The following is a 20,712-nucleotide window of genomic DNA, read 5'->3' on the forward strand; positions in this document are numbered from 1 at the left end:
AACCGGTTTGCTATCGAAGTATTTCTTTTTCTCCAAAGCATAAATTGTCAGGACACGGGTTCATCAGGTTTTTCGGCTCGCTTTTGCACTTAAGAACTTGTCATTTTATATCATTTTGATAAACTACTATTACTTAGGTTAGATCGAAACCAATTAGATGGCGCACCTTGAAACTTAACGGAGATACCGTAAACATGAACCTGAGGTCCGAATCGGAGGCCCTGGTTGCTTCGTCAAGCCAAATCACAGGGGGCTGGCTGGTCTGCCCCAATTGCGGGGCCAGTTATAAAACGCCTCATCACTTCTGTTCACAGTGCCATTACTATACTTCAAGCTGGTGGGCGCCTGAGGGTTTAGCAAAAAAACGATCGCGCTGGAAGCTTCAACTCATTCTCGCGGTCCTAGTCTTATTGTTAATTATATATCTGGCCTGGACTTCACCCTTTGTTCCCAACCCCTTTGTCCTGTTCCGACAGCCCGCCTCAGATTGGGCCTCTCTATCCAGTCCTGATGAGTGGACAGGTTATGCCAGAGACACAGCCCATACGCGTTATGTTCCTTTTCTCGTATCTCCCCTGCATGGTCGAATTCGTTGGTCACTCACCCTGGGTGAAGAACCCACGGAATCACTTCCAGCGGTAGCAGACGGCGTCCTCTATGTGGGCGGATATTTTAAAGTTTTGGCCTTGGAGGCTGCTACGGGTAAACAAATTTGGCAAACTGAAACTACCGGCCCGGTTCATTCTTCGCCCGTCATAGCCGACACTTTGCTCTTTATGGGCCTGCTAGACGGCCGCATCATGGCCCTGGAGCGCTCCACCGGTCAGCTCAAATGGGAATACCAGACAGGTAATTTTATTTTCAGTTCGCCGGCGGTCGTTAATAACATCCTTTATATCGGGTCGGGTGACCAGGCGATTTATGCGCTGAGCGCCCAAACCGGTGAGCTGATATGGAAGACCATGACTGAAGGCCGCGTTCAATTTGCTCCAGCCCTTCGAGATGGTGTGCTTTACGTTTCCTCCAGCGACCGAAGTCTTTACAGCCTTGGGGCAAAGACCGGGGCACAGCGGCTTCGATTCCGAACTTATCGTGACCTCGTTGACGCCCCGGTTGTGGCAAATAAACTTGTTTATTTTGTAACCAGAGAAGGTCGGCTCTATACCATAAAACATGAAGCCCGTGAAGTGCCAGGGCAGTATCCTTTCAAATGGATATGGATGCAGCTCTGGTTGTGGCGGCTGCCAGTGCCGCCTCCGCCGCCCCAGGCTGGGGCCATGTGGCGTACACTGCCGAAACATGCCTGGTTCGGTTTCACTTCGTCACCGGCTGTGACACCCGAGGCCCTGTATCTTGGGGACAGGCGCGGGTGGTTTTACGCGCGTGACGCCTTGAAAGGAGAACCTCTTTGGGAATTCAGAGCCCGCAGTCGTATCCCGGCCGCGCCGCTGGTTCTGGGCGATACAGTTTATTTTGGCTCAGTGGATGGCAAACTGTATGCTTTAGACCGGCATAAAGGTAAGCTCCTCTGGAAGCTCTCCCTCGGCGCACCCATCAACACAAGCCCTGTATACGCCGCCGGACTCCTCTTTCAGCGTACTGAAGATGGCAAGATTCATGCGATCGAATAAACCAGTGAAACCTTATATCACTCACTGGATTTTAACTTTAACTTTCGATAAAGAGAAAAACTATGCCTCCATACCTGCCGCTTCCAAAAGATGATGACCTTCCCTCTGATATTAGAGAAACGCTTTCAACTCTCCCGCCCTTGAACGTCTTTCGTATGACTGCCAACGCGCCTGCCAGCTTTAAAGGCTTTCTCGAACTGGCGACTTCCATCCTGCTTAGGAGCGAATTTGATGTGCGTAAGCGCGAAATCGCCGTGCTCCGGGTGGCGCATGTTACACGATCCAATTATGTGTGGACCCAGCATGTCCGCGTCGCTAAAACGGCCGGCGTTACTGAAGATGAGATTACAATGATTGCCAAGGAGGACCCTGTTGTATCCCTGGATGCGGAAGGTAATCTGCTTTGCCGCGTTGCTGATGAAATCAGCCGCGATATTCGACTTAGTGATGAGGCCTTGGCCCAGATTCTCGATTCTTACGGTGTTCGCGGCGCTGCGGAGCTCATCCTCTGCTTGAGCTATTTCAACATGCTCAGCCGCTTTGTCGAATCTACTCGTGTGGAACTCGAAAAAAAGAAGGCCTTTTAGACAGCTATGCGTTTAAGCGTTTTTTTCCAAGGCCTGTTGGAGTGAGGCAGGGAGAGGTGTCGGTCTGCAAGAGATTCTATTTATTTCTTTAAGACGACCGGCTGCTCGTTTTTCTGGTTGATAAAAGGAGGAAAAGTATGAAACGTCTTACACCGGCTCTTTGGACAGCATTGATACTTACCGCGGCAATCCACTGCCTTGTGGCGGCCTCGAAGGCAAATGCGGCGGAAGCTATGTTGAAAGGGAACGCGCTTTACAAAGACGTGGTGGTATATGCAAAACTCGGCCCTCATATGACTGGCGTCAAAGGCGATATCGCTACGTCTAAATGGATCGCCGGTGAGTTAAAAATAGCAGGCTTGGAGAGCAGGCTACAGACCTGGAAGCTGCGCCAGTTTTTCATCCATTCATGTGCGCTCACCGTGGGCGGTCATGAGGTGGAAACCTTCCCTTTCTGGTACCCCAAGACTACGGGACCGGCGCCGGTCAGAGCGCCTCTGGCCGTTATGACCAGGGATACCGGTGCTGGTGAACTTAAAGGTCGCATCGCTTTTGTTTCGAGCCGGAATTCGGCCAGGGCGGCTGTGTATTCACGGGGTATTAACAGCATCGCCGTTCAGGCCGCCAAGGCTGGCGCGGTGGGGTTGGTGGTCGCAGTGGGGAGCCTGTCAGGCGATCTACCTGCCATTAACGCCCGTCAGCCATTTCACCAGACACCGCTTCCTCTGCCAAGCGTGATCATCGCCATAAAAGATGAAGCAAGGGCTGCAAAGGCGGCCAAAGCAGGCCTGGCGGCGTCACTTCTCATTGACGGGGAGGAAAAACCTGACGCTCAAGCGCACAATCTGGTTGGAACTCTCAGGCGGGGTGACAGATGGATCGTTGTTACTACACCGACGAGTGGCTGGTTCGAATGTGCAGGTGAGCGAGGTCCGGGCGTGGCTTTATTTTTGGCACTGGCACGCTGGGCAGGACAAAGCCAATCACAATTCAGCTACCTCTTTCTGGGCAACTCAGGGCATGAACTCGACAATATCGGCGCACATCACACCCTCGATAAGTATGCTCCCAGCGTGGAGGAGGTCGCCTGCTGGATACATCTGGGCGCCTCGATTTCAACGCGCGCTTGGGAAAAAACGCCAAGCGGCCTTAAACCTCTACCAAAGGTTTATGGACACCTCAACCTAGTGGGCACTGAAGACTTGATGCCCATACTGAAACCCGCCTTTGAAAACGTTCCGGGATTTGTCCCGCGCAGCAGGGGACGTGTCGCCGGTGAGTTGAGGCACTTTATGGCTGCCGGTTATCGAGCTTTTGGTTTCTTCGGTGGGCACCCGTTTTTCCATACCCGTTATGATACGCCTGCCACGACGGAACCTGCCTTTCTGGAACCGGTTGGCATCGCTCTGATTGATGTGATTCAGAAACTGGAAGAGAAACAGCGCTAGGAATGGGTTACAGCCACCTGAGAGTGGTTCTTAGATACATCTTCCTTTACGGATTCCCTTTTTACCTGAATTTAAACCTCGCTTCTGTGAGGCTTGTAATAAGGATCATCCATAATATTTATGTTTTCCGCCAGCAGCCGCAGTAAACATCCCACCACCTTGGGTCAGTAGTAATTCTTTCGATGGAACAAAAATTACCTGTCTGGTGGCTGAAGAATTTTTCAGTTACCCGTTCCAGGTCAACGCAAAAACTTTTTATCATCTTGTAGTTGTATATTCGGTGGGCGTTAAAGGCAATCGCTGGAGGGGCATTGTGGATCGTGGTCGTAAAAATCAAAACTCCCTCAGGCTTTAAAACCCTGACCATTTCATGCATCGCCTTTTTATCCCCGTCCAAATCTATGGGATCGCCGTACCGTCCCAGGCCAACATGTTCCAAGGTACACATCGAAAGAACCGCCTCAAATGAATCATCTGGAAAATCCAGCCTGGTGGCGTCACAGGTGACCACGGTTTCATTGTTTAAACTTGATTCCCTGTCCCTCACGTCAATGGTCGTTACCTGGTAGTGAGCCATGAGTCCCATCAGAAAATGCCTGTATGATCCGATATCAAGGATATTTTCAGGATCAAACTTGCTTATCTGATCGGTTGCAAATTGACATTCAAAATCTAAAAAGTTTTCAGGATGACGGCCTCTGTCATCTCGATACTCTTGAAAAACAAAGAACTCTTTTGGGTTTTCAAGCAACCTGGCCAAAGCCTCTTCGTATGTTTTCATTTTATTTTAACCTTTGAGACTCTTGCAAAATCTAGAAAAATTTGCATTAGATTTACAGGCAGTCAATAAGATAGACCTTGAGTATAACGGATAGGCAGAACTGATCGCAACCCTTATATATCTTTCTGAAAATTTCAGCAGCTAAGTCAGGGCGTGGTTGGCCGCCGTTTACCCTCAAAGCTTGGACAGCTATATTTATCCTCGATATAGGGCTTAATATCCAGAACAGGCGAACCGTCAATCATATCCAACCCCTTTACAGATATGACGCAGCCTTTGACCTCAAGGACTTCTAAAACCGACATGCCAATGGGATTAGGCCTAAAGGGAGAACAGATACTGAAAACACCCAATTTTTCTGTTTGGTGTGGAGGCTTTTGGGTTAGAAACTGGGTATTAAATTCAGGGCTCCGATGAAAATGAAAAATGACAACAATCCGCTGGCCTGGCTCAATATTCCTAAGCCCTTCCCGGTATATTTCATCAATAACTAAGGTTCCCTCTGTATCCGAGAGAGACCAATGCCGGGGGATCATTTTGGCGTCAGTGCGCACGTAGCCAATGGGTTCCATCACAATGCTCATCTTAAAGCCTTCCTTTAATTTCAATCAGGCATTTTGATAAAGGGGCTAGTTCATTTTACTAATCTGCCTTAAACGACGCAAGGCAATCGGATTTTTTGGGTCCTCCTTCAAGACGATCTCGTAGCACTGCCGTGCTACATCGAGTTGTCCCAGGCGAAACGATGCGGACCCCAGGTTGTTGTATGTCTCATAGTAATAACCCCGGCTCTCCTTGACGGCTTCTGTAAAGTGCGCATGGGCCTTTGGCCACTCGCGGCGGAAGTAGTGAAACAGCCCGAACATATGGTGGTGCGTTGGGAAGGCCTGTTTTTCGAAAAAACCGGATAGAAAACGTTTGAATGAATTCGGACGCTGGTTGCCAAAGAGCCCGGGTAAAGTTCTCAATGGAGATGGGATGGACGGTTTTAGTAATCGCTTAAGGTTCGGGTCTATATACCTCTCGATTTCGGGGCCGTTGCGCACAAAGATGACGGCCTTATGATCTACATAAGCTAAGCGCCAGGCTGAATTGCGGCTCAACAAGTTCAACAGCCCCGGATTGACGTCGTAAGGAAAGATTATCCATTGAATATTCCAGCGAGTCACGCCTTGCTCTAACGCCTGCCGCCACTGTCTCTTGTCCTGTCGCGGGCTAAAATAACGTTCATATTCCGCATAAAATTTTTCCCTAACGACTTCAAGGCGACCGTCAATGAATGTCTTTTGGCCGGTGGCCCACATCAGGTAGCCGCCAAAATTGAGATGATTCAGTTCATGGCTTCCACCGGCAGAGCGGTGCGGTTCCAGTCCCATCCAAACCGATCAACGCGGCGGGTTGATAAATAATAGGCATCGGTAACCACGTATGAAGCCATCCCGATTGTAAGCAGCATCAACACCAAAGCCGCAACCAGGGTAAACCGCCGGTACCGCCTGTCTCCCCACCTGAATAGCCGCCCGACATGGTCCAGGGGAAGCCCGTAAATCATAACAGGCAGACACGCCACCACTAATAGCGGGATGCTTCGCATCATCTTGGCTGACAGATAAAGAAATGGCAGGAATAATAGCACGGCCCAGTACTTTTGCTTACGAAAGAGGCAAACCGCAGCCACGAGTGACGCCGCAAACAAGATGAAGTATGGCACGAGGATCGTATAAGGGTAGAAAGGTAACTGCACCGTGGTTTGACCGCCAGAGGCAAACGGCGATACCAACTCACTGATGGCCTGGCCAAACAAACTTCCGGACCGAAAGGAACTTATTAACGTGAAAGGAAAAAGGACGCCATGGATATGATAGGGATTGATAACGGTCACCAGCACGGAAGCTGAGCCCCATTTGAAAATCCGCTTGTCGAAACGGCGCTGCTTTATTGACAGTCCGACGAAAAAGCAGCCAACTGCCATCCAGCCGAGCACAAACCCGTTGTGACAATTGACCCAGATCAGCAGGATTATCGGGAGCAGCCAAAGCGGCGGGTTCCGCCCTTCGGTGTAACGGTGAAGGATGTACAAGACGCTCGCCAGAAATACCCATGACATCAGTTCCGGCCGAGCCATGAAACGAAATTCGGCAGCGGCTGCAGAAAGGAAAAACAGCAGCAGGAGAGTCACTGGATCAATCGGCATAAGCCTGGCCGTGCGATATAAAAGATAGAAGCAAACAAGCACCAGGGACGAGTGAAAAAAAATGAGAGCGGCAGAGCCGCCAATCTTCTCCATCAAGGCAAGAATGACCTGGTAGCCCCATTGCGAGTCAATATAAACATGGTGCGGAAAGGTATAAGAAAACGGATCGGTTCTCGGCCACCCGTTACCTTCCAGAATGTAGTTTCCGGTTCGCAGGTGAAATCCGACATCAAGGCTGGACACCTCTTTTAAAGTAAAAATAAACAGCAGCCCGAAAATCAGTATCAGCCCTATGCGGAAAACGAGCGGCAGCGGTTCGTCGGGCATCACCAGCCCAGGCGGCCTGGCCTTTCCTGAAGTCCGGTCGCCGGTGTTGGAGTGTCCTTTTGCCTTTATGCTCTTTTTTTCAACCATAATAAACAATCAAACCTGTTTGTGATCAGGCGGGATGACCGCGGTTATAGGCGCCAAAAAGCACCACAAGCGCATGTAATTATATATCAATCCTGATAAGTCCTTTTTATCTCGATGGAATATAACCGAGATGTGGGTTAGATGTCAATTTGATAGAGGCAATAATACAGAACACCTTTATCTTATTACTGGTAAAAATTAGCGCAATAAAGACACATTATTCAAAAAGTAATACGAAAAAAGTATTAGATAATACATCCCTTTTTAGTACTTTCTTCGTACTAAAAAAAGCTAAAAATTCATAATATCTTCGTATTGACCGCTGATTATCTTCGTGCGATTTTAAGGCAGTTTAATGCAACATATAAGCAGGATTACTAAAAGGAAAGCTGTAAAATATAACTTTAATGAATAATGCACCCGGGGGTTTGATCGTTATGAAAAAAGCCGTGATCTCATTTCTTGTTGGTTTCTGTATCTTGATGGGTTCGGTCGTATATGTGCATGCGACACTAATAGACTGGGGAATTAACTCAGAATATTTTAAAGACACAGATGCCGGCTTTTTCTGGTACGATCCAAACGAGTTCGCTGGATGGAGCTTAATAGCCATTGATGTCTTTGTCACCAGTAGTTCGATCTGGGAATGGGCCACGCCTATGGAAGTTTTTAGTTTGCTTTTTAAGGAAACCTCAGGCGTGGCGTTAGAGCAGGTTATAGGCCCCTCTAGCTATACTTGGACGTCGCCGATAAACGGGAAGGAAACCATGGAATGGCTCGGGTTTTACTCCCCAGCCTCACCAAATGCTGGAGTCGGCGTGGGCAGCGAAGAAAACGTATCACCACTATTTAATAAAATAACATCATTGAGCTATGTCAGTGACATCGGCAGCTATACCAGTCGGCCTGGCGCCTGGTTACGCTCAAACTCAGATCCCACGGTTCCGGCGCCAGCGACCTTGATCCTTTTAGGCTCCGGCCTGATTGCCTTTGCCGGATTCAGAAGGAAGTTTGGAAAATAAACGTCCGCTATTGAGTGAAGCGCAATCTTATATGTTTGCAGAGCCGCCTTGATCATATATAAAGGCGGCTTAATTTCTTGATCATTCCTGATAATAACTAGTTTACACTCCTCAAGATCAGAAGTATAATAAGTCTGGTTTAAGGGTTTCATATTGCCAAAATTCTGTCAGCTATTATCAGGAGTTTTGTCATGAATAATTTGGACCTCGATCCGCGATTGCCTGTCCTCCAGAACGCTGATCTCAGGGACAAGATCGTCCTGGTTCGCGTGGACCACAACGTGGTTAAGAAAGGGGAAATTCGCGACCCCTATCGTATTGACGCCACATTTGGTACACTTTACAACATCGTAGAACGCGGCGGCCGACTCATCCTCATGACTCACATCGGCCGAACGCGCGACAAAAAAACCGGCCGGATTAAGGTTGGAGATGAAACTGCGGTTCAGCCGGTTGTTGAGTATCTGGAGCGGAAGCTGCACACCAGGTTCACGATTCCTGAGTTTCCGGTTGATCCTGAAAGAGGCGTCAGAGAGATTGATGCTTCCATTAACTGGCATATCCGGGATCTGCGCGCCCACCGAATCGGAGGCATCTATCTGCCAAATACCCGCTGGTTTGAGGGCGAGGAAGCCACAGGCGAAAAGAGGCAGCGATTTGCCTCGCAGCTGGCCGCTCTAGCTGATGTCTATGTTAATGACGCCTTCGGCTCATGGCAATCCCACGCTTCTACTTCTGATGTCGCTGAATATCTGCCCAGCTTTGCAGGCTTTCTCCTCCAAAAGGAACTCAGTAACCTCAAGCATATCCTGGAACCTGAACGGCCCTTCCTTGCCGTGGTTGCCGGAGCTAAATACGATACCAAGATCGGCCCCCTCAAAAAAATATACCAGAAGGTTGATAATCTCATCCTGGGCGGGGTTATTTACAACACCTTTCTTTGCGCCAAATATGATCTCAAGATCGCCGGAGTGAACGAAGACGACATAAAGGCTGCCAGGGACCTGGTTGAACAGGACCGGGAGGCCAAAAAGCTGATCGAGCTGCCTCTGGTGATCGAATCGGATATAATTGAAGGGCGGATTGAAGGTAAGTATAGAACCCGCAGCATCAAGGATCTCAAGAAGGGAGAGGCGCCCGGTTACTTTCTGGACGTCGCGCCCGAATCTTTCGATTCCCCCGGTGTATCCGAAGTCATTAGATCCGCCAAAACTATATTCGTAAATGCGGTTATGGGGTTCACCCCCCACTTTTACGAGGGGTCTGCAAAACTGGACCAGGCCATTGATCAGAACATGCACGCTCAAAAATTCTACGGCGGGGGCGACACCCTTCAGGAGTTTAAAAATCTTTCCCCTGGGCTGTATCTCGCCGCCATGGACAGCGCTCAGTATTACTTCTTTACAGGGGGTGGGACGGTTCTTAAGGCCATCGAGGACGGCACACCATACGATCTCGCACCGGTCAAGGCCCTGATCGAAAATGCAGGGAAAAAGCTGGAACAATCAAAGCGGCATTACGACCCAAACAACTAATCACTCTCAGCCATTACTGTTTTCCACCGTCCGTCTTTCATGACGATGCGTGACGGCTCATCGGGCCGGGGCGGCTGTTTGGAGCCTGAAATGGAGTATTCCGGGTCGTGTGGCAGCTTGACCCCAAATCCATCCGGCGTAGAAAAAGCCTGAGGTAAAATCGGTTGGATCTTGCGGGAGGCGGCCGCGGTTAAAAGCTGACCAGTAGTCGAAAACTCCGAGAGCTCCTCCATGGTTTTCAATGTAGGCGGCATAAGCAGTATTTTGCCAGCCTCCTGCTGTTTAAGTGCATCCGCTGGAGTTATCCAGAGTGATTCGGTCATCTCAACAGAATCATGAATGGGCGCCTGATTTCGCGGCATTCGCGCCAGCAGGAAACGGGTATTAAATCGTTTGAATTCATTTTCCGGAGTGATCCAGTGGGCGTAAGGTTCAAGGAGATCAAGGCTGTAGCGGATGTCTTCCTTTTGAGCTAACTCTTTTAACGATATCTCCTGATTGTGCAGTTTTGACCGATACGCATTATAGCGGCTGTTGATTTCGTGTTCGCTAAAATCTATCTTCCCTCCAGAGGTGTGAGCGGCCAACAAAACACCGGCCTCCTCAAATGTCTCACGCACCGCAGCGAAAAACAGGCCAAAGGTCTTCTCTTTCGAAAGACCCGGCTCGTTCAGCTTCAGCTTCGCCTCTTCGGCTGAAAGACCCTGACCGTATGCGGCCAGGCTAGAATCGCAGTCCGCCTCATCCAGCCGGCCGCCCGGGAACACAAAAGCGCTTCCCATAAAAGACTGCTTCTGGTGGCGCTGCATTAGAAAAAGTTCAAAAGGTGCACCGTCTTTATCCCGCGTCAGGATCACGGTCGCCGCATCGAACAACCTTGATTCTTTTGAAGTATCGCTTTCCTTGCTATAAAAAGGCTGCATCATAACTGTTAGTATTTCATATCTTGCAAGATAAATTTTCTTACGGCGATAAATATTAGACAGCCTGTTTGGAATAATCAAGGGTTTTCTATGCCACATACAGGTATCGTCAATTTTTATAAGAATATCGTATTTTTTTTTGCGCCTAAAGTTACTTCTTTGCGTTTTCACTAATCGATCGTTTTTTCAAAGCAATAAAGGCCTTCTTCTGATACAGGGTTACCCTCATGGCCCTCAATTAAAATCGGCACCTGGAACTTTACTATGCCGTTCCTTGCTCCGGGGCCGTCTTGCATCCGATCAGCGAGAGGTTTTCTTTGGATTATATCGCTTACACAATCGAGCTAGAGTATGGGAGTAACCTTAAAATATCAGCTAACCCCAAAATCACTAACCCAAAATCAGTTGCACGAAAAATTATTACATGCTAACCTCCCTGCACAATTTGATTTTTTTTCTAAAAAAAGGAGCTAGGCATGGCGATTGAACCACGGTTTTACAAGATCGAAAGAGACGGACCGGTCATTGTTTGGAAGTTTTCGAATCCTCCCCAGAACCTGGCGACAATCGAGTCGGGTCAGGAGTTAGTGGAGCTTGTACAGGAGTTTGATAAGGATCCTGAGCTGCGCGTGGGCATTATCACCAGTGCCACGCCCGGGATGTTCATTCAGCATTTTGATGTTTCTTCGATCCTGGATTGGGCTGAGAACTTAAGCAAGGCCTCAGAAGAAGAGGTAGCGCAGCAGATGTCCATGCTTCCTCCACCACAAGGTATTGGATCGCATACCTCTAAGCCGCTCATCTGCGCCATTAACGGTCCGGTGGAGGGCGGCGGCTGTGAAATGGCCCTGGGCTGCGATATCCGCTTCATTGCCCGGGACGCCTTCATGGGCCAGCCAGAAGTCAATGCCGGTTTCCCTCCGGGTGGTGGAGGGACCCAGCGTCTGGCTCGTCTGCTAGGGGTGGGTAAGGCGCTGGAACTCTGCCTGACCGGCCGCCGGATTTACGCGGATGAAGCCGAGCGCCTTGGCCTGGTCACCAAGGCTTGCGATCCGGAAGAACTCATGCCCACGGTCATGGCCTTTGCTCAAGCCCTCGCGGCCAGGCCGCCGGTAGGGGTTTCAATTATCAAGAAAGCTATTTATGAGGGTGTGGACATGACCTTACAGGAAGGCCTTATTCTTGAGAGGAAGCTGTTTTTTGAGGCCATCCGGAGTAAGGAAGCGGTCGAATTGATGCGTTTGTATGTCTCGACCGGGCAGGACCGTGAAAAGCTGGCCGCCATGCTCGAGGATCAACAACAAGATTAAGGTTCAACAGGCTACTTAAAAATCATTATCAAATGGAGTTCAAGCATGAGTGAAGAAAAGACTGGGAAAAAACAAGTACCCTTGAAGCCGGGTATATTCAGGATCCCTGACAAACCTGGCGAGAAGCCCTATCTGATTGCATCCCGGTGCAAGGAATGCGGGAAGTATTTCTTTCCCCAGCGGACGATCTGCCTAAATTGCGGTCAGACGTCCCTGGAGGAAGCGCCTTTAAAAGGGCGAGGTAAGGTTTATACTTACACGGTGGCCCAGCAGCAGCTTCCGGGCGCGCTGGTGCAGGTGCCTTATGCCATTGCCATTGTATTGATGGAGGAGGGCTGCCAGATTCACACCGTGGTGACCGAGGACTGGGAGAATCTCGAAGTTGATATGGACGTGGAGGTTTACTTCGAGAAGATGAGTGAAGATCAGGAAGGCAACGACCAGCTCGCATACAAGTTCAGAGCTGTGAAGGCCTAGTCGGGAAGTTATTTTCCGTGAAGGAGGAGAAGCGTGCCTAATGTAAAAGCTTGGAAAAAGATGAGGGAGGTTTGCATCGTCGGTATTGGCCTGCACAAGTTCGGACGCTGGCCGGACAAGGGAGTGGGAGATTTGGGCCGCGAGGCCATCCAGGCCGCGCTCGAAGACGCCGGCGCCGAGTTTAAGGATATTGAGGCCGGGTTCAGCGGCCGGGTGCAGAGCGTTACAGGGACCGGCCAGCAAGTCTTTGGCGAAATGGGCCAGCCTGGTATCCTGATTGACAATGTTGAGAAGGCCTGCGCCAGTTCTTCGACCGCGGTCAGGATCGCCACCTGGGCCGTTGGAGCCGGTCTTTATGATGTCGTTCTTTGCACCGGTGTGGAGAAGATGCGTCGGGGTCTGGTAACAGCCGGCGGTGGCGGGCCAGGGGCGCCTTATTCATATCTGATGGGCATGTTTTTGATGCCGGCTGAGTATGCCATGCGCGCCAGGCGGCACATAGCGGACTATGGCACCGCGCCGGAGATGTTCGGTCAGGTCTCGGTCAAGAATCATAAGAATGCGACCATGAATCCCATGGCTCAGTATCAGCAGGCATTGAGCCTTGAGGAGGTCATGAACAGCCGTATGATCGCAGACCCCATCACTCTATATATGTGTTCTCCCACTACGGATGGGGCTTCGGCCGCGGTGATTTGCGCCAAGGAGGTGGCGCATCGTTTCAAAGGCAAGCCCATCACCATTGCCGGGTGGAGCAGCGGGACGCCCGAGTATAATCCCCGGAGTGTGGGCGGCGACGTGTCCGAAGGTTTTATTGCCCGGCTGGCTCGTGAGGCGTATGAGCTGGCCAGTGTTGGGCCTGAAGATATTGATGTGGCGCAAGTGCATGACGCCTTTGCGCCTGGTGAGGTTTTCGCCATTGAGGAGTGTGGGTTTTGCCCTTCAGGCGAAGGCGGTAAATTCGTCTGGGAGGGAAAGGCGAATATTGACGGCGAGGTCCCGGTCAATACCGACGGCGGATTAGAGAGCCGGGGGCATCCCATGGGAGCGACGGGTATTGCCCAGATGGCTGAGATCGTCTCTCAGCTCAGGGGCGAAGCCGGCCCAAGGCAGGTGCCTGGCAACCCCAAAGTGGGATTGACCCACAACGTCGGCCTGGGCGGCTGCAATGTTTTTATTTTAAAGAAATAAAAAAGTCGCAGTGGCCTCCTGCGAGCCCTGTACAAGCTCCTCATCAGGGGTCAATGTTTTGAAAAGATTAACCTTCAGCACTTCGGGTCATGAAGAAACTTGGAGGAGGACATATGAAAAAAGGCATTCATCATGTGGGGCTCGCTGTCCGGAGCGTGGACGAAGTAGCCCGCTTCCTGAATGAGCTTTTTGGGGCTGAGCTTACCGATTATTCGATGGAAACAAATGAATTTTTTTCCCGCATGGTTCAAGTGGGAGAGGGGTTTTTCGAGCTGTTAGAACCCAGAGGCGCGAATGGCCTGATCGAAAGGTTCCTCAAGTCCAATGGAGAGGGGATTCATCACGTTTCAATGCTTGTCGAGGATCTGGAGGAAGTGCTGAAGGTCTGTGAAAAAAAAGGCATGACTGTCCTTGGCCGCCGTTTTATACATCCCCAAAGCGCCCATGGAATCCTGATCGAGCTTCTTCCAGCAGACGAATTAAAATAAATATTCTTTTTTGATAACGGCCTCGAAAAATTTCTGATCTAAGTCACAGTTCCGGTTGCTTAGGAGGGGTGGAGCTTTTTGTTGAGGTCATTCCTGCGAAGGCAGAAACCATATACTAAAAAAAAATAAGGACAGAATAGATATTATTATGATAACCGTCCAAGTTTTATTTTAAGCCCCTTTTAAAAAACAAGATAACAAGGTTTTAGAGATTCTAAAATGAATGACACGCCGCAACTGAGATTCATGTCCGATCTCATTGAAGATAATGGGAAGGTTTTAGGAGAAAACCCATACATTTTATATGACGAGAAAGAAGTCAGTTATGCAGAATTCGACCGGGCGACCTGTGGCGCGGCAAATTTCCTGGTGGCTCAGGGCGCAAAGCCTGGGGATGGTCTGGCCATTCTCATGGGCAACTGCCCGGAGTTTTTAACAGGCGAAAACGGTTAGCTGTTTATCAGGTCTCACAGAAGCACCCCATAAAAACACAAGGAGGTTTCGCATGGCTGTTAACGTATCACCTCTGGTTCACATAGAAATCGCGGTACATGAAGCGGAAGAGGCATGTCAATTCCTGCACAACGTCTTTGGCGCGGAAAAGGTGCAGGAGGAGTTCGCCAGCTTTCTGGATGGACCCAACGCTAGGGTTATCCACGTCGGACTTGGCGATGTGGTGCTCCAATTCATCCAGCCCATTGCCACACAGGGTTCCTGGTACGAGCAGTTGAAGACCAAGGGCCCGGGGGTGCATAATCTCACCTTCGTGGTGGACAGCATGGAAGAAACACTAAAGGCCTTGGAAGAAGAGGACGCTTCTCCTCTCTTTTCATTTCCCCTGGACTGGAGCAAGCTTATTGATCCCGCAAACCTCAAACCGAACGTGCCGCCGGTATATATGATGAACACCATGGAGAAGATCGGTTTCCATTTGGAACTGAGTGAATCGCCAGCAGTGCAGGCGCCGGAAGCAGCAAAATATGCCACCGGGGCCGACGAACTCATAGGTAACGTCTCGCCCATGCTGCACATCGAACTTGTCGTTCATGACGTGGAAGAAACATACCAATTCCTTCATAAGGTCTTTGGCTCGGAAATGGTGGAACAGGATTTTGCCCGGTTTTTAGACAGCCCGTTCATGAAAATACTGCATGTCAATCTGGGCGATGTGGTCCTGCAATACTGTCAGCCGCTTGTGGAGCAGGGTTCCTGGTATGAGCAATTAAGAGACAAGGGGCCTGGAGTGCACAACATTACCTTTATAGTTAATAATATGGATGAAACAATAAAAGCTATAGAGAGCCAGGGAGCTCAGGACCTTTTTACGTTTCCGCTTGACTGGGGTCAGCTTGTGGGTTCCGAAAATGTCAAGCCGAACGTCCCTCCGGTGCATATGGTCAACACCATGGAAAAGCTTGGGTTCCATCTGGAACTGGGCGAAAGGCCGACCGATAAAGAAATAAACTTTTTATATAAACAAGTCTGAGAGGGCGCAGATACAGCGGATTTTATGCGGTGGGGCTGCTGCATAAGGTCGGGCTTAAACTATTTTCAAAATTTTTCCGAACGCATCTAGGTGCTGGCGCCTGAGCAGAAGCTTGAGTGCCAGGGGAAGGCTTGTTTATTTTCTTGATTTTTTTTAGGCCTTTCCTTAACGTAAGAACAAGATTCCCAAAAGATATACAGGTTTACAGTCGGTAAAAATGACATTGCTTGGCTGGAATAAGCTGATATTATTAATTGTTTTTCTATTGCTGCCTTCCCAGCTCGAAGGATTCAAGCGTTTTAATCACATCAGGGATTTTGATCCGTACTTCAAGAAATACTCAAAAAGGTTTTTCGGACCAGGTTTTAATTGGCGCTATTTCAAATCCCAGGCTATTGCAGAATCCGGCCTCAGACCCGGTGCCCGATCCAGGGTTGGCGCGGTCGGGCTCATGCAGATTATGCCAGCGACTTACAAAGAGATTGCCAGGAAATATCCATATATAAAAGGCAGCCGGGAACATCCACGCTGGAACGTTGCGGCGGGTATCTATTATGACCGGCAGTTATGGAAGACCTGGAAGGCCAAGCGTCCTTTTGAAGATCGTCTGGCCTTCATGTTTGGGTCTTTCAACGCCGGGAAAGGCAACATTTTAAAGGCTCAAAGAATGGCCACCCGGAAGGGGCTCAATCCCAACCTCTGGCAATCTATGGCATCAACCCTGCCAAACGTCACAGGCAAACGAAGCAGAGAGACCATCGCTTATGTCGAAAAAATTATCCATGTCAAGGAGGTCTTGAGGTAATGGAATTCACAATTACCTTGCTTAATTTCTTCTATGCTCTTGGTGGAGCCGTACTGGCGTTGATTTTTATGATCATCGGCTACAGGTTGTTTGACCGGATCACCCCTTTCGACACCTCCACTGAACTGGCTGGGGGGAATGTGGCGGTTGGTATCGTTATTGGTTCGATATTCATCGGTTTAGGCGTCGCCATAGGCCTGGTAGTCGGTTTAGGCCTCAATTAATAAAGGCTAAATTGATTTAAAACCGCCCTTTCCTTGAGGAGACAGCACAATTTGGATGAGAAAGCCATCCTTGACCAGCTCGAAGAGCTGGCTCAGACCCTGAGTATACAGGTTCGGTACGAATCCATTGAAATCGAAGGTTCATTTTATGCCGGGGATCTTTGCCGGTTAAAAGGGGAAAATATTTTAATTATCAACCCCGAGGCCACGATAAAGGACAAGATTCAAATTTTTGCCAGAGCGGTCAAACGTTTTGACCTCAATCAGGTCTATATCCGTCCGGCCTTAAGGGAATTTTTAAGCAAGAAAGGCCAAGAAGAAAAGGAAAGATAGCGATTGGTAAAAGAATTTTCCGTTTATGCTTTTTTAGAATAAATAAAAGGAGAGATTGTTTCACTACGCTTTTAAGAAACTGTTTTTTTATTTCAGGATTTACTAGTATGAAATCCATTGTATTTGCACGTTTTTTTATTAACATATGAAAGACCGGAAATATACGGGCGGGGATAAACCCCGCCCCTACAATACCGATTTAGAGTTTTAGAGTAGGGGCGGGGTTTATCCCCGCCCTCTTTAAAAAACTTGAAAACAGTTTCTTTGTCAAATAACCCTGCGGCTTCGGCCAGAGGGCCGGGGGGGCTTGCAATGACATTTCCTGGTATGGCTATAAGCTGTGATTGCGAGGAAAATTAACCACGAAGTACCCATTAAGAAGCAATCCTTGAATTTTCAATCGGAATGTATTTTTAACATACTCTCTAAACATCAAAGTATAGATGTGAATAGTCTTGAATAGGCGTTCCTTCAGCCTGTTGGGTCGAACCCTTCCGCCGGTTGTCCCTATAAAGTAAAATTGAAAAATTGCCAGCCATTGTCAATGTTTCTTCTATAATCGCTGCCTTGACTTTTAAAAGGAAAAAGTGGAAAATAGAATCATCAAAAAATGATTTTAAACCATGAGTTCTTTTTCGTCAGAAAAGATTGAAACATGAAATATCAGGATAAATGGTAAAGAAGGAGAATTTATAACCATGCGTACAGTTAAAATTATTGGCGCCGCAATGACAAAATTTGGAAAACACCTGGATCGTAATCTGAAGTCTCTTGTGGGTGAGAGCGTTGAAGGCGCGCTCCAGGATGCCGATGTAACAAGGGAACAACTCGAAGGCGCCTGGGTTGGCAATGCGTCCCAAGGCGTGCTGCAGGGGCAGGAAAGCATTCGCGGACAGGTCGTGCTCAGGGAAATAGGGATCGGCGGTATCCCGGTTGTCAACGTGGAGAATGCCTGTGCTTCCTCGGCTACCGCCCTGAACGGCGCCTGGGCCATGGTAGCTTTAGGCGAAATGGAACTCGCGCTGGTGGTGGGCATGGAGAAGATGTATTTTGAAGACCGCAGCCGCGTTTTTCCAGCCTTTACAGGGTGCATGGACGTTGAACTGCTGGCTCAGACCATGGCTTCGTTCAAAAAAGCGGAAGAACGAATCGAGCAGGAAAGGAAGGTTAAAGGAGAAGCCGAAAAAAAGAAGTCCGGACAGCGTACCGTGTTCATGGACGTATATGCCATGGCTGCCCGTTATCATATGGAACGATATGGCACCACCCAAAGACAGCTGGCAGTGATATCCTCTAAAAACCACTTTCACTCCTCCATGAACCCTTTGGCCCAGTATCAAACCAAGTTCACCGTGGAGGAGGTTCTCGCGGCGCCTGAAGTGGCTTGGCCTTTGACCCGTCCGATGTGTTCTCCCATCGGGGACGGCGCTGCTGCTGCGATTGTTTGTTCTGAAGAGTTTGCCAAAAAAATCGGGGCGCAGCACACAGTGGATGTCGCGGCCTGTGTTATAGCCAGCGGTGCTGATCCAAAGGAGGGAGAGGAAAGGAGCCTGACGAAACTGGCTAAAAAGGCTTATGAAAAGGCAGGTATCGGCCCCGAAGACTTAGATGTGGCTGAAGTTCACGACGCCACTGCCATTGGTGAACTTACATCCACCGAGTCCTTGCTGTTCTGTCCAGAGGGTGAGGGCGGTCCCTTTGCCGAGGCCGGACACACCACCCTGGGAGGGAAACTGCCAGTTAACGTCTCAGGCGGCCTGGAATCCCAGGGACATCCCATCGGCGCCACCGGAATCCGGCAGGTGGTTGAACTCTACTGGCACCTGACCAACCGTGCCGGGAAAAGGCAGGTCCAAGGCGCCAGAGTCGGGTTGGCTCAAAATGCCGGTGGGACCGTGCGAGGCTCTGAAGGCGCCATGTCCGTGACTATCTTGAAAACGTAAAAAAGAGCCTGGCTTCAAAAAGACATGGCCTGTTTTTTTTGAAACTGGAGTGAAATTGGCCACAAAGCCTGCCAGAAAAGGGTTACGCTTTTTTTGTTTTCAGCCCTGCCGCACGAGGGAGTAGCGATGTTCCAAGGCGTTTTTCTGGCACTGGCAATTATTATCGCGATAGTTTTCGCCGGGTTTATATTTTTAAGCCTTGTTTCTTACCCAATATTTGCAATTCTTTATGTGCTGTGTGCGTCTGGGATCTTAATTGCTGCTCTTTCTCTTTCAGGTAAGATCAGCGGATCCTTTATAGATGGGATATTAGGCGCGAGCCGCAGAAAAAGGAGCTTTCGTGAACAGCTTTCCGGCGATCTGGAAAGAACAAAGGAGTGCAAAAGGAAGGAGGACTTCGGCCAGGCCCTTTGCATGATAAATGAATATCTCGATCAAGACCCGGACTACCCCGAGGCTCTTTATCTGAAAGCTCAGATTTTATCGGAAGGATTTGGAAGGTTCGCGGAAGCGCGGAGGTATCTTAAACAGATAATTCAAATGATTCCAGACGACCAAACCTTCCATCGCTGGGCTTTAAGTTATTATGATGAAGTGAAAGAGATGGAGAAGAGAGAGGAGACGCAATTAACATCAAATGAAAAATAAACAGGCTTCTTTGCGGGTCTTTGGACATAGATTTTTCCGAAACTCCTCAATTGCTTGATTTCATTAGCTAGACGGAGGAAAAGAACTCGAGACGCTCAATTATCATGGAGCGGGATCACTCTTCTATCGGCATGACCCAGATAATATTATCTTTGTTTACGATAATGACTTTGTCTGCCTCACCTTCCACGACAGCGTTAAATACAGTGATAAACTGATCTTTATTTAAATAAAACCAATCGGAAAGTCGACTCGATTTCGGACCAATATTGATTTTACCTTTCATCGTTGTTCCATCTGTGCATCTGACTATCACCTCTTGGACGTTCATTTTTAATCTCTCCCTCGTTCCTTTTAAAGACAAGCCTGAATGGAAACAGGTTGAAATATAGCCTCAGTTCGCTATCTTCTCCTTGAGTAGCTGAATCGCCTTCGGAAGCACATCTGTTATCCCTTCCTCAAACCGAAGGTGGCATACGCGGTCAAAAGGTGTTTCGCCCTGATTGATAATAATCAACTTGGCGCCAGCCTCCATCGCCACTCTAGGCATGGTAGCCGCTGGAGTGACCACGAGGCTGGACCCCACGACGATGAACAGATCGCACTTCTGAGAATGCTCAAACGATTCCATGAGGTCTTTCGAGGGTAGAGAATCACCAAAGTCCACCACACTCGACTTTAAATCACCCCCACACTCACATTTTTCAACACCTTCTGATTTCGGGTAGGTCTTTTCGCAGCGCACACACCTGAGCCGCGCGAGGTTTCCGTGAAGTTCGGCCAGCATATCAAAAGGGATGCCGGATTTGAGGTGTAAGTTGTCTATGTTTTGAGAGATCAAAAAGGCGAGCTTCCCCATGTTCATCAGATCAACAATAGCCATATGGCCTTCATTGGGTTCAGTAGCAGTCCAATCCCGATCACGTGGTCTCGGCGCCAGCCCTTTGTCCCTGCGGGTCCAGACGCCGTCAGGCCCTCGAAAATCAGGAAGTCCTGAGTCTGTGCTGATTCCAGCGCCAGTGAAGATAACGAGTCTCTCGGCCTCGGCTATCCACTGGGCCAGAGTTTGAATCCGGTCCTCGAGATCCTGATCAGTAGTCGTCATCTTTAGCCTCCTTATGCGATCTGCCAGCTAACTAATGATTTTATTACAAAATGCCTCTGGATATTGTTTGTATCACTATTTATTATAATATTAAGGGAATATGGAAATATTCCCAGCCTCTTGTAAGACATCAGAAAGCAACTGCTTTTTTTCTTTTACACAGTGGC

General features: G+C 49.1%; 23 protein-coding genes. 16 read left to right on the plus strand and 7 right to left on the minus strand.

Annotated elements, in window-relative coordinates:
• Positions 1–194 precede the first annotated feature (194 nt).
• The 3 genes from JRI95_03985 to JRI95_03995 all read left to right on the plus strand — a co-directional run bounded on the left by JRI95_03985 (position 195) and on the right by JRI95_03995 (position 3,666).
• Positions 195–1,631 (plus strand): PQQ-binding-like beta-propeller repeat protein, encoded by a 1,437-nt coding sequence (locus tag JRI95_03985; GenBank protein ID MBW2060703.1) that lies wholly within the window; start codon positions 195–197, stop codon positions 1,629–1,631.
• 62 nt (positions 1,632–1,693) lie between these two features.
• Positions 1,694–2,218, plus strand: a complete 525-nt coding sequence (locus JRI95_03990) for a carboxymuconolactone decarboxylase family protein (protein ID MBW2060704.1) — start codon at positions 1,694–1,696, stop codon at positions 2,216–2,218.
• Between the two features lie 137 nt (positions 2,219–2,355).
• Complete coding sequence (locus JRI95_03995) at positions 2,356–3,666, plus strand: hypothetical protein (protein MBW2060705.1); 1,311 nt, start codon at positions 2,356–2,358, stop codon at positions 3,664–3,666.
• Between the two features lie 118 nt (positions 3,667–3,784).
• Here the strand turns inward: JRI95_03995 and JRI95_04000 are convergent, their stop codons facing one another.
• The 4 genes from JRI95_04000 to JRI95_04015 all read right to left on the minus strand — a co-directional run bounded on the left by JRI95_04000 (position 3,785) and on the right by JRI95_04015 (position 7,055).
• Positions 3,785–4,447: a class I SAM-dependent methyltransferase gene (locus JRI95_04000; protein MBW2060706.1), complete on the minus strand. Its 663-nt coding sequence runs from the start codon at positions 4,445–4,447 to the stop codon at positions 3,785–3,787.
• 146 nt (positions 4,448–4,593) lie between these two features.
• Positions 4,594–5,031, minus strand: coding sequence for a tRNA (N6-threonylcarbamoyladenosine(37)-N6)-methyltransferase TrmO (gene tsaA, locus JRI95_04005; protein MBW2060707.1), 438 nt, complete (start codon positions 5,029–5,031; stop codon positions 4,594–4,596).
• Positions 5,032–5,076: 45 nt separating this feature from the next.
• On the minus strand, positions 5,077–5,823 hold the full coding sequence (locus JRI95_04010) for a tetratricopeptide repeat protein (GenBank protein MBW2060708.1): 747 nt from the start codon (positions 5,821–5,823) through the stop codon (positions 5,077–5,079).
• Positions 5,778–7,055, minus strand: a complete 1,278-nt coding sequence (locus tag JRI95_04015; GenBank protein MBW2060709.1) for a hypothetical protein — start codon at positions 7,053–7,055, stop codon at positions 5,778–5,780. Before JRI95_04015 ends, JRI95_04010 begins: the two co-directional genes overlap by 46 nt.
• Positions 7,056–7,492: 437 nt before the next feature.
• Between JRI95_04015 and JRI95_04020 the strand changes: the two genes are divergently transcribed.
• Both JRI95_04020 and JRI95_04025 read left to right on the plus strand, forming a co-directional pair.
• The gene (locus JRI95_04020; protein MBW2060710.1) at positions 7,493–8,077 is read left to right on the plus strand and encodes a PEP-CTERM sorting domain-containing protein; all 585 of its coding nucleotides are present in this window, start codon (positions 7,493–7,495) and stop codon (positions 8,075–8,077) included.
• A 191-nt stretch (positions 8,078–8,268) separates the two neighbouring features.
• Positions 8,269–9,612 (plus strand): phosphoglycerate kinase, encoded by a 1,344-nt coding sequence (locus tag JRI95_04025; GenBank protein ID MBW2060711.1) that lies wholly within the window; start codon positions 8,269–8,271, stop codon positions 9,610–9,612.
• On the opposite strand, the gene JRI95_04030 is transcribed toward JRI95_04025, so the two are convergent.
• Entirely contained in the window at positions 9,609–10,538 is a 930-nt protein-coding gene (locus JRI95_04030) for a hypothetical protein (GenBank protein ID MBW2060712.1), read from the minus strand. The genes JRI95_04025 and JRI95_04030 overlap by 4 nt on opposite strands.
• Before the next feature lie 473 nt (positions 10,539–11,011).
• Here JRI95_04030 and JRI95_04035 point away from each other — a divergent pair, with 473 nt between their 5' ends.
• The 11 genes from JRI95_04035 (at position 11,012) to JRI95_04085 (ending at position 19,440) form a co-directional block, all read left to right on the plus strand.
• Positions 11,012–11,845, plus strand: a complete 834-nt coding sequence (locus JRI95_04035; protein MBW2060713.1) for an enoyl-CoA hydratase/isomerase family protein — start codon at positions 11,012–11,014, stop codon at positions 11,843–11,845.
• Between the two features lie 45 nt (positions 11,846–11,890).
• Positions 11,891–12,322, plus strand: a complete 432-nt coding sequence (locus tag JRI95_04040; protein ID MBW2060714.1) for a Zn-ribbon domain-containing OB-fold protein — start codon at positions 11,891–11,893, stop codon at positions 12,320–12,322.
• 33 nt (positions 12,323–12,355) lie between these two features.
• Positions 12,356–13,513, plus strand: coding sequence for a thiolase family protein (locus JRI95_04045; GenBank protein ID MBW2060715.1), 1,158 nt, complete (start codon positions 12,356–12,358; stop codon positions 13,511–13,513).
• Positions 13,514–13,626: 113 nt separating this feature from the next.
• Positions 13,627–14,001 carry a VOC family protein gene (locus JRI95_04050; protein ID MBW2060716.1) on the plus strand — a complete coding sequence of 125 codons (375 nt, stop codon included), beginning with the start codon at positions 13,627–13,629 and terminating at the stop codon, positions 13,999–14,001.
• Positions 14,002–14,220: 219 nt separating this feature from the next.
• Positions 14,221–14,454 carry an AMP-binding protein gene (locus JRI95_04055; protein MBW2060717.1) on the plus strand — a complete coding sequence of 78 codons (234 nt, stop codon included), beginning with the start codon at positions 14,221–14,223 and terminating at the stop codon, positions 14,452–14,454.
• Between the two features lie 52 nt (positions 14,455–14,506).
• Positions 14,507–15,487, plus strand: a complete 981-nt coding sequence (locus JRI95_04060) for a VOC family protein (GenBank protein ID MBW2060718.1) — start codon at positions 14,507–14,509, stop codon at positions 15,485–15,487.
• 217 nt (positions 15,488–15,704) lie between these two features.
• A complete protein-coding gene (locus JRI95_04065; GenBank protein ID MBW2060719.1) occupies positions 15,705–16,292 on the plus strand; it encodes a transglycosylase SLT domain-containing protein in 588 nt (195 codons plus the stop codon).
• Positions 16,292–16,516 carry a DUF350 domain-containing protein gene (locus tag JRI95_04070; protein ID MBW2060720.1) on the plus strand — a complete coding sequence of 75 codons (225 nt, stop codon included), beginning with the start codon at positions 16,292–16,294 and terminating at the stop codon, positions 16,514–16,516. The genes JRI95_04065 and JRI95_04070 overlap by 1 nt, the downstream gene beginning before the upstream one ends.
• Before the next feature lie 51 nt (positions 16,517–16,567).
• Positions 16,568–16,849: a hypothetical protein gene (locus JRI95_04075; protein MBW2060721.1), complete on the plus strand. Its 282-nt coding sequence runs from the start codon at positions 16,568–16,570 to the stop codon at positions 16,847–16,849.
• A gap of 698 nt (positions 16,850–17,547) precedes the next feature.
• Positions 17,548–18,792 (plus strand): thiolase family protein, encoded by a 1,245-nt coding sequence (locus tag JRI95_04080; protein MBW2060722.1) that lies wholly within the window; start codon positions 17,548–17,550, stop codon positions 18,790–18,792.
• Positions 18,793–18,885: 93 nt separating this feature from the next.
• Complete coding sequence (locus JRI95_04085; GenBank protein MBW2060723.1) at positions 18,886–19,440, plus strand: tetratricopeptide repeat protein; 555 nt, start codon at positions 18,886–18,888, stop codon at positions 19,438–19,440.
• Positions 19,441–19,555: 115 nt separating this feature from the next.
• On the opposite strand, the gene JRI95_04090 is transcribed toward JRI95_04085, so the two are convergent.
• Together JRI95_04090 and JRI95_04095 are read right to left on the minus strand one after the other, a co-directional pair.
• Positions 19,556–19,771 carry a hypothetical protein gene (locus JRI95_04090; protein ID MBW2060724.1) on the minus strand — a complete coding sequence of 72 codons (216 nt, stop codon included), beginning with the start codon at positions 19,769–19,771 and terminating at the stop codon, positions 19,556–19,558.
• Between the two features lie 63 nt (positions 19,772–19,834).
• Positions 19,835–20,545 (minus strand): Sir2 family NAD-dependent protein deacetylase, encoded by a 711-nt coding sequence (locus JRI95_04095; GenBank protein MBW2060725.1) that lies wholly within the window; start codon positions 20,543–20,545, stop codon positions 19,835–19,837.
• Positions 20,546–20,712 lie beyond the last annotated feature (167 nt).

Source organism: Deltaproteobacteria bacterium, from assembly GCA_019308995.1.
Classification (GTDB): Bacteria; Desulfobacterota; Desulfarculia; order Adiutricales; family JAFDHD01; genus JAFDHD01.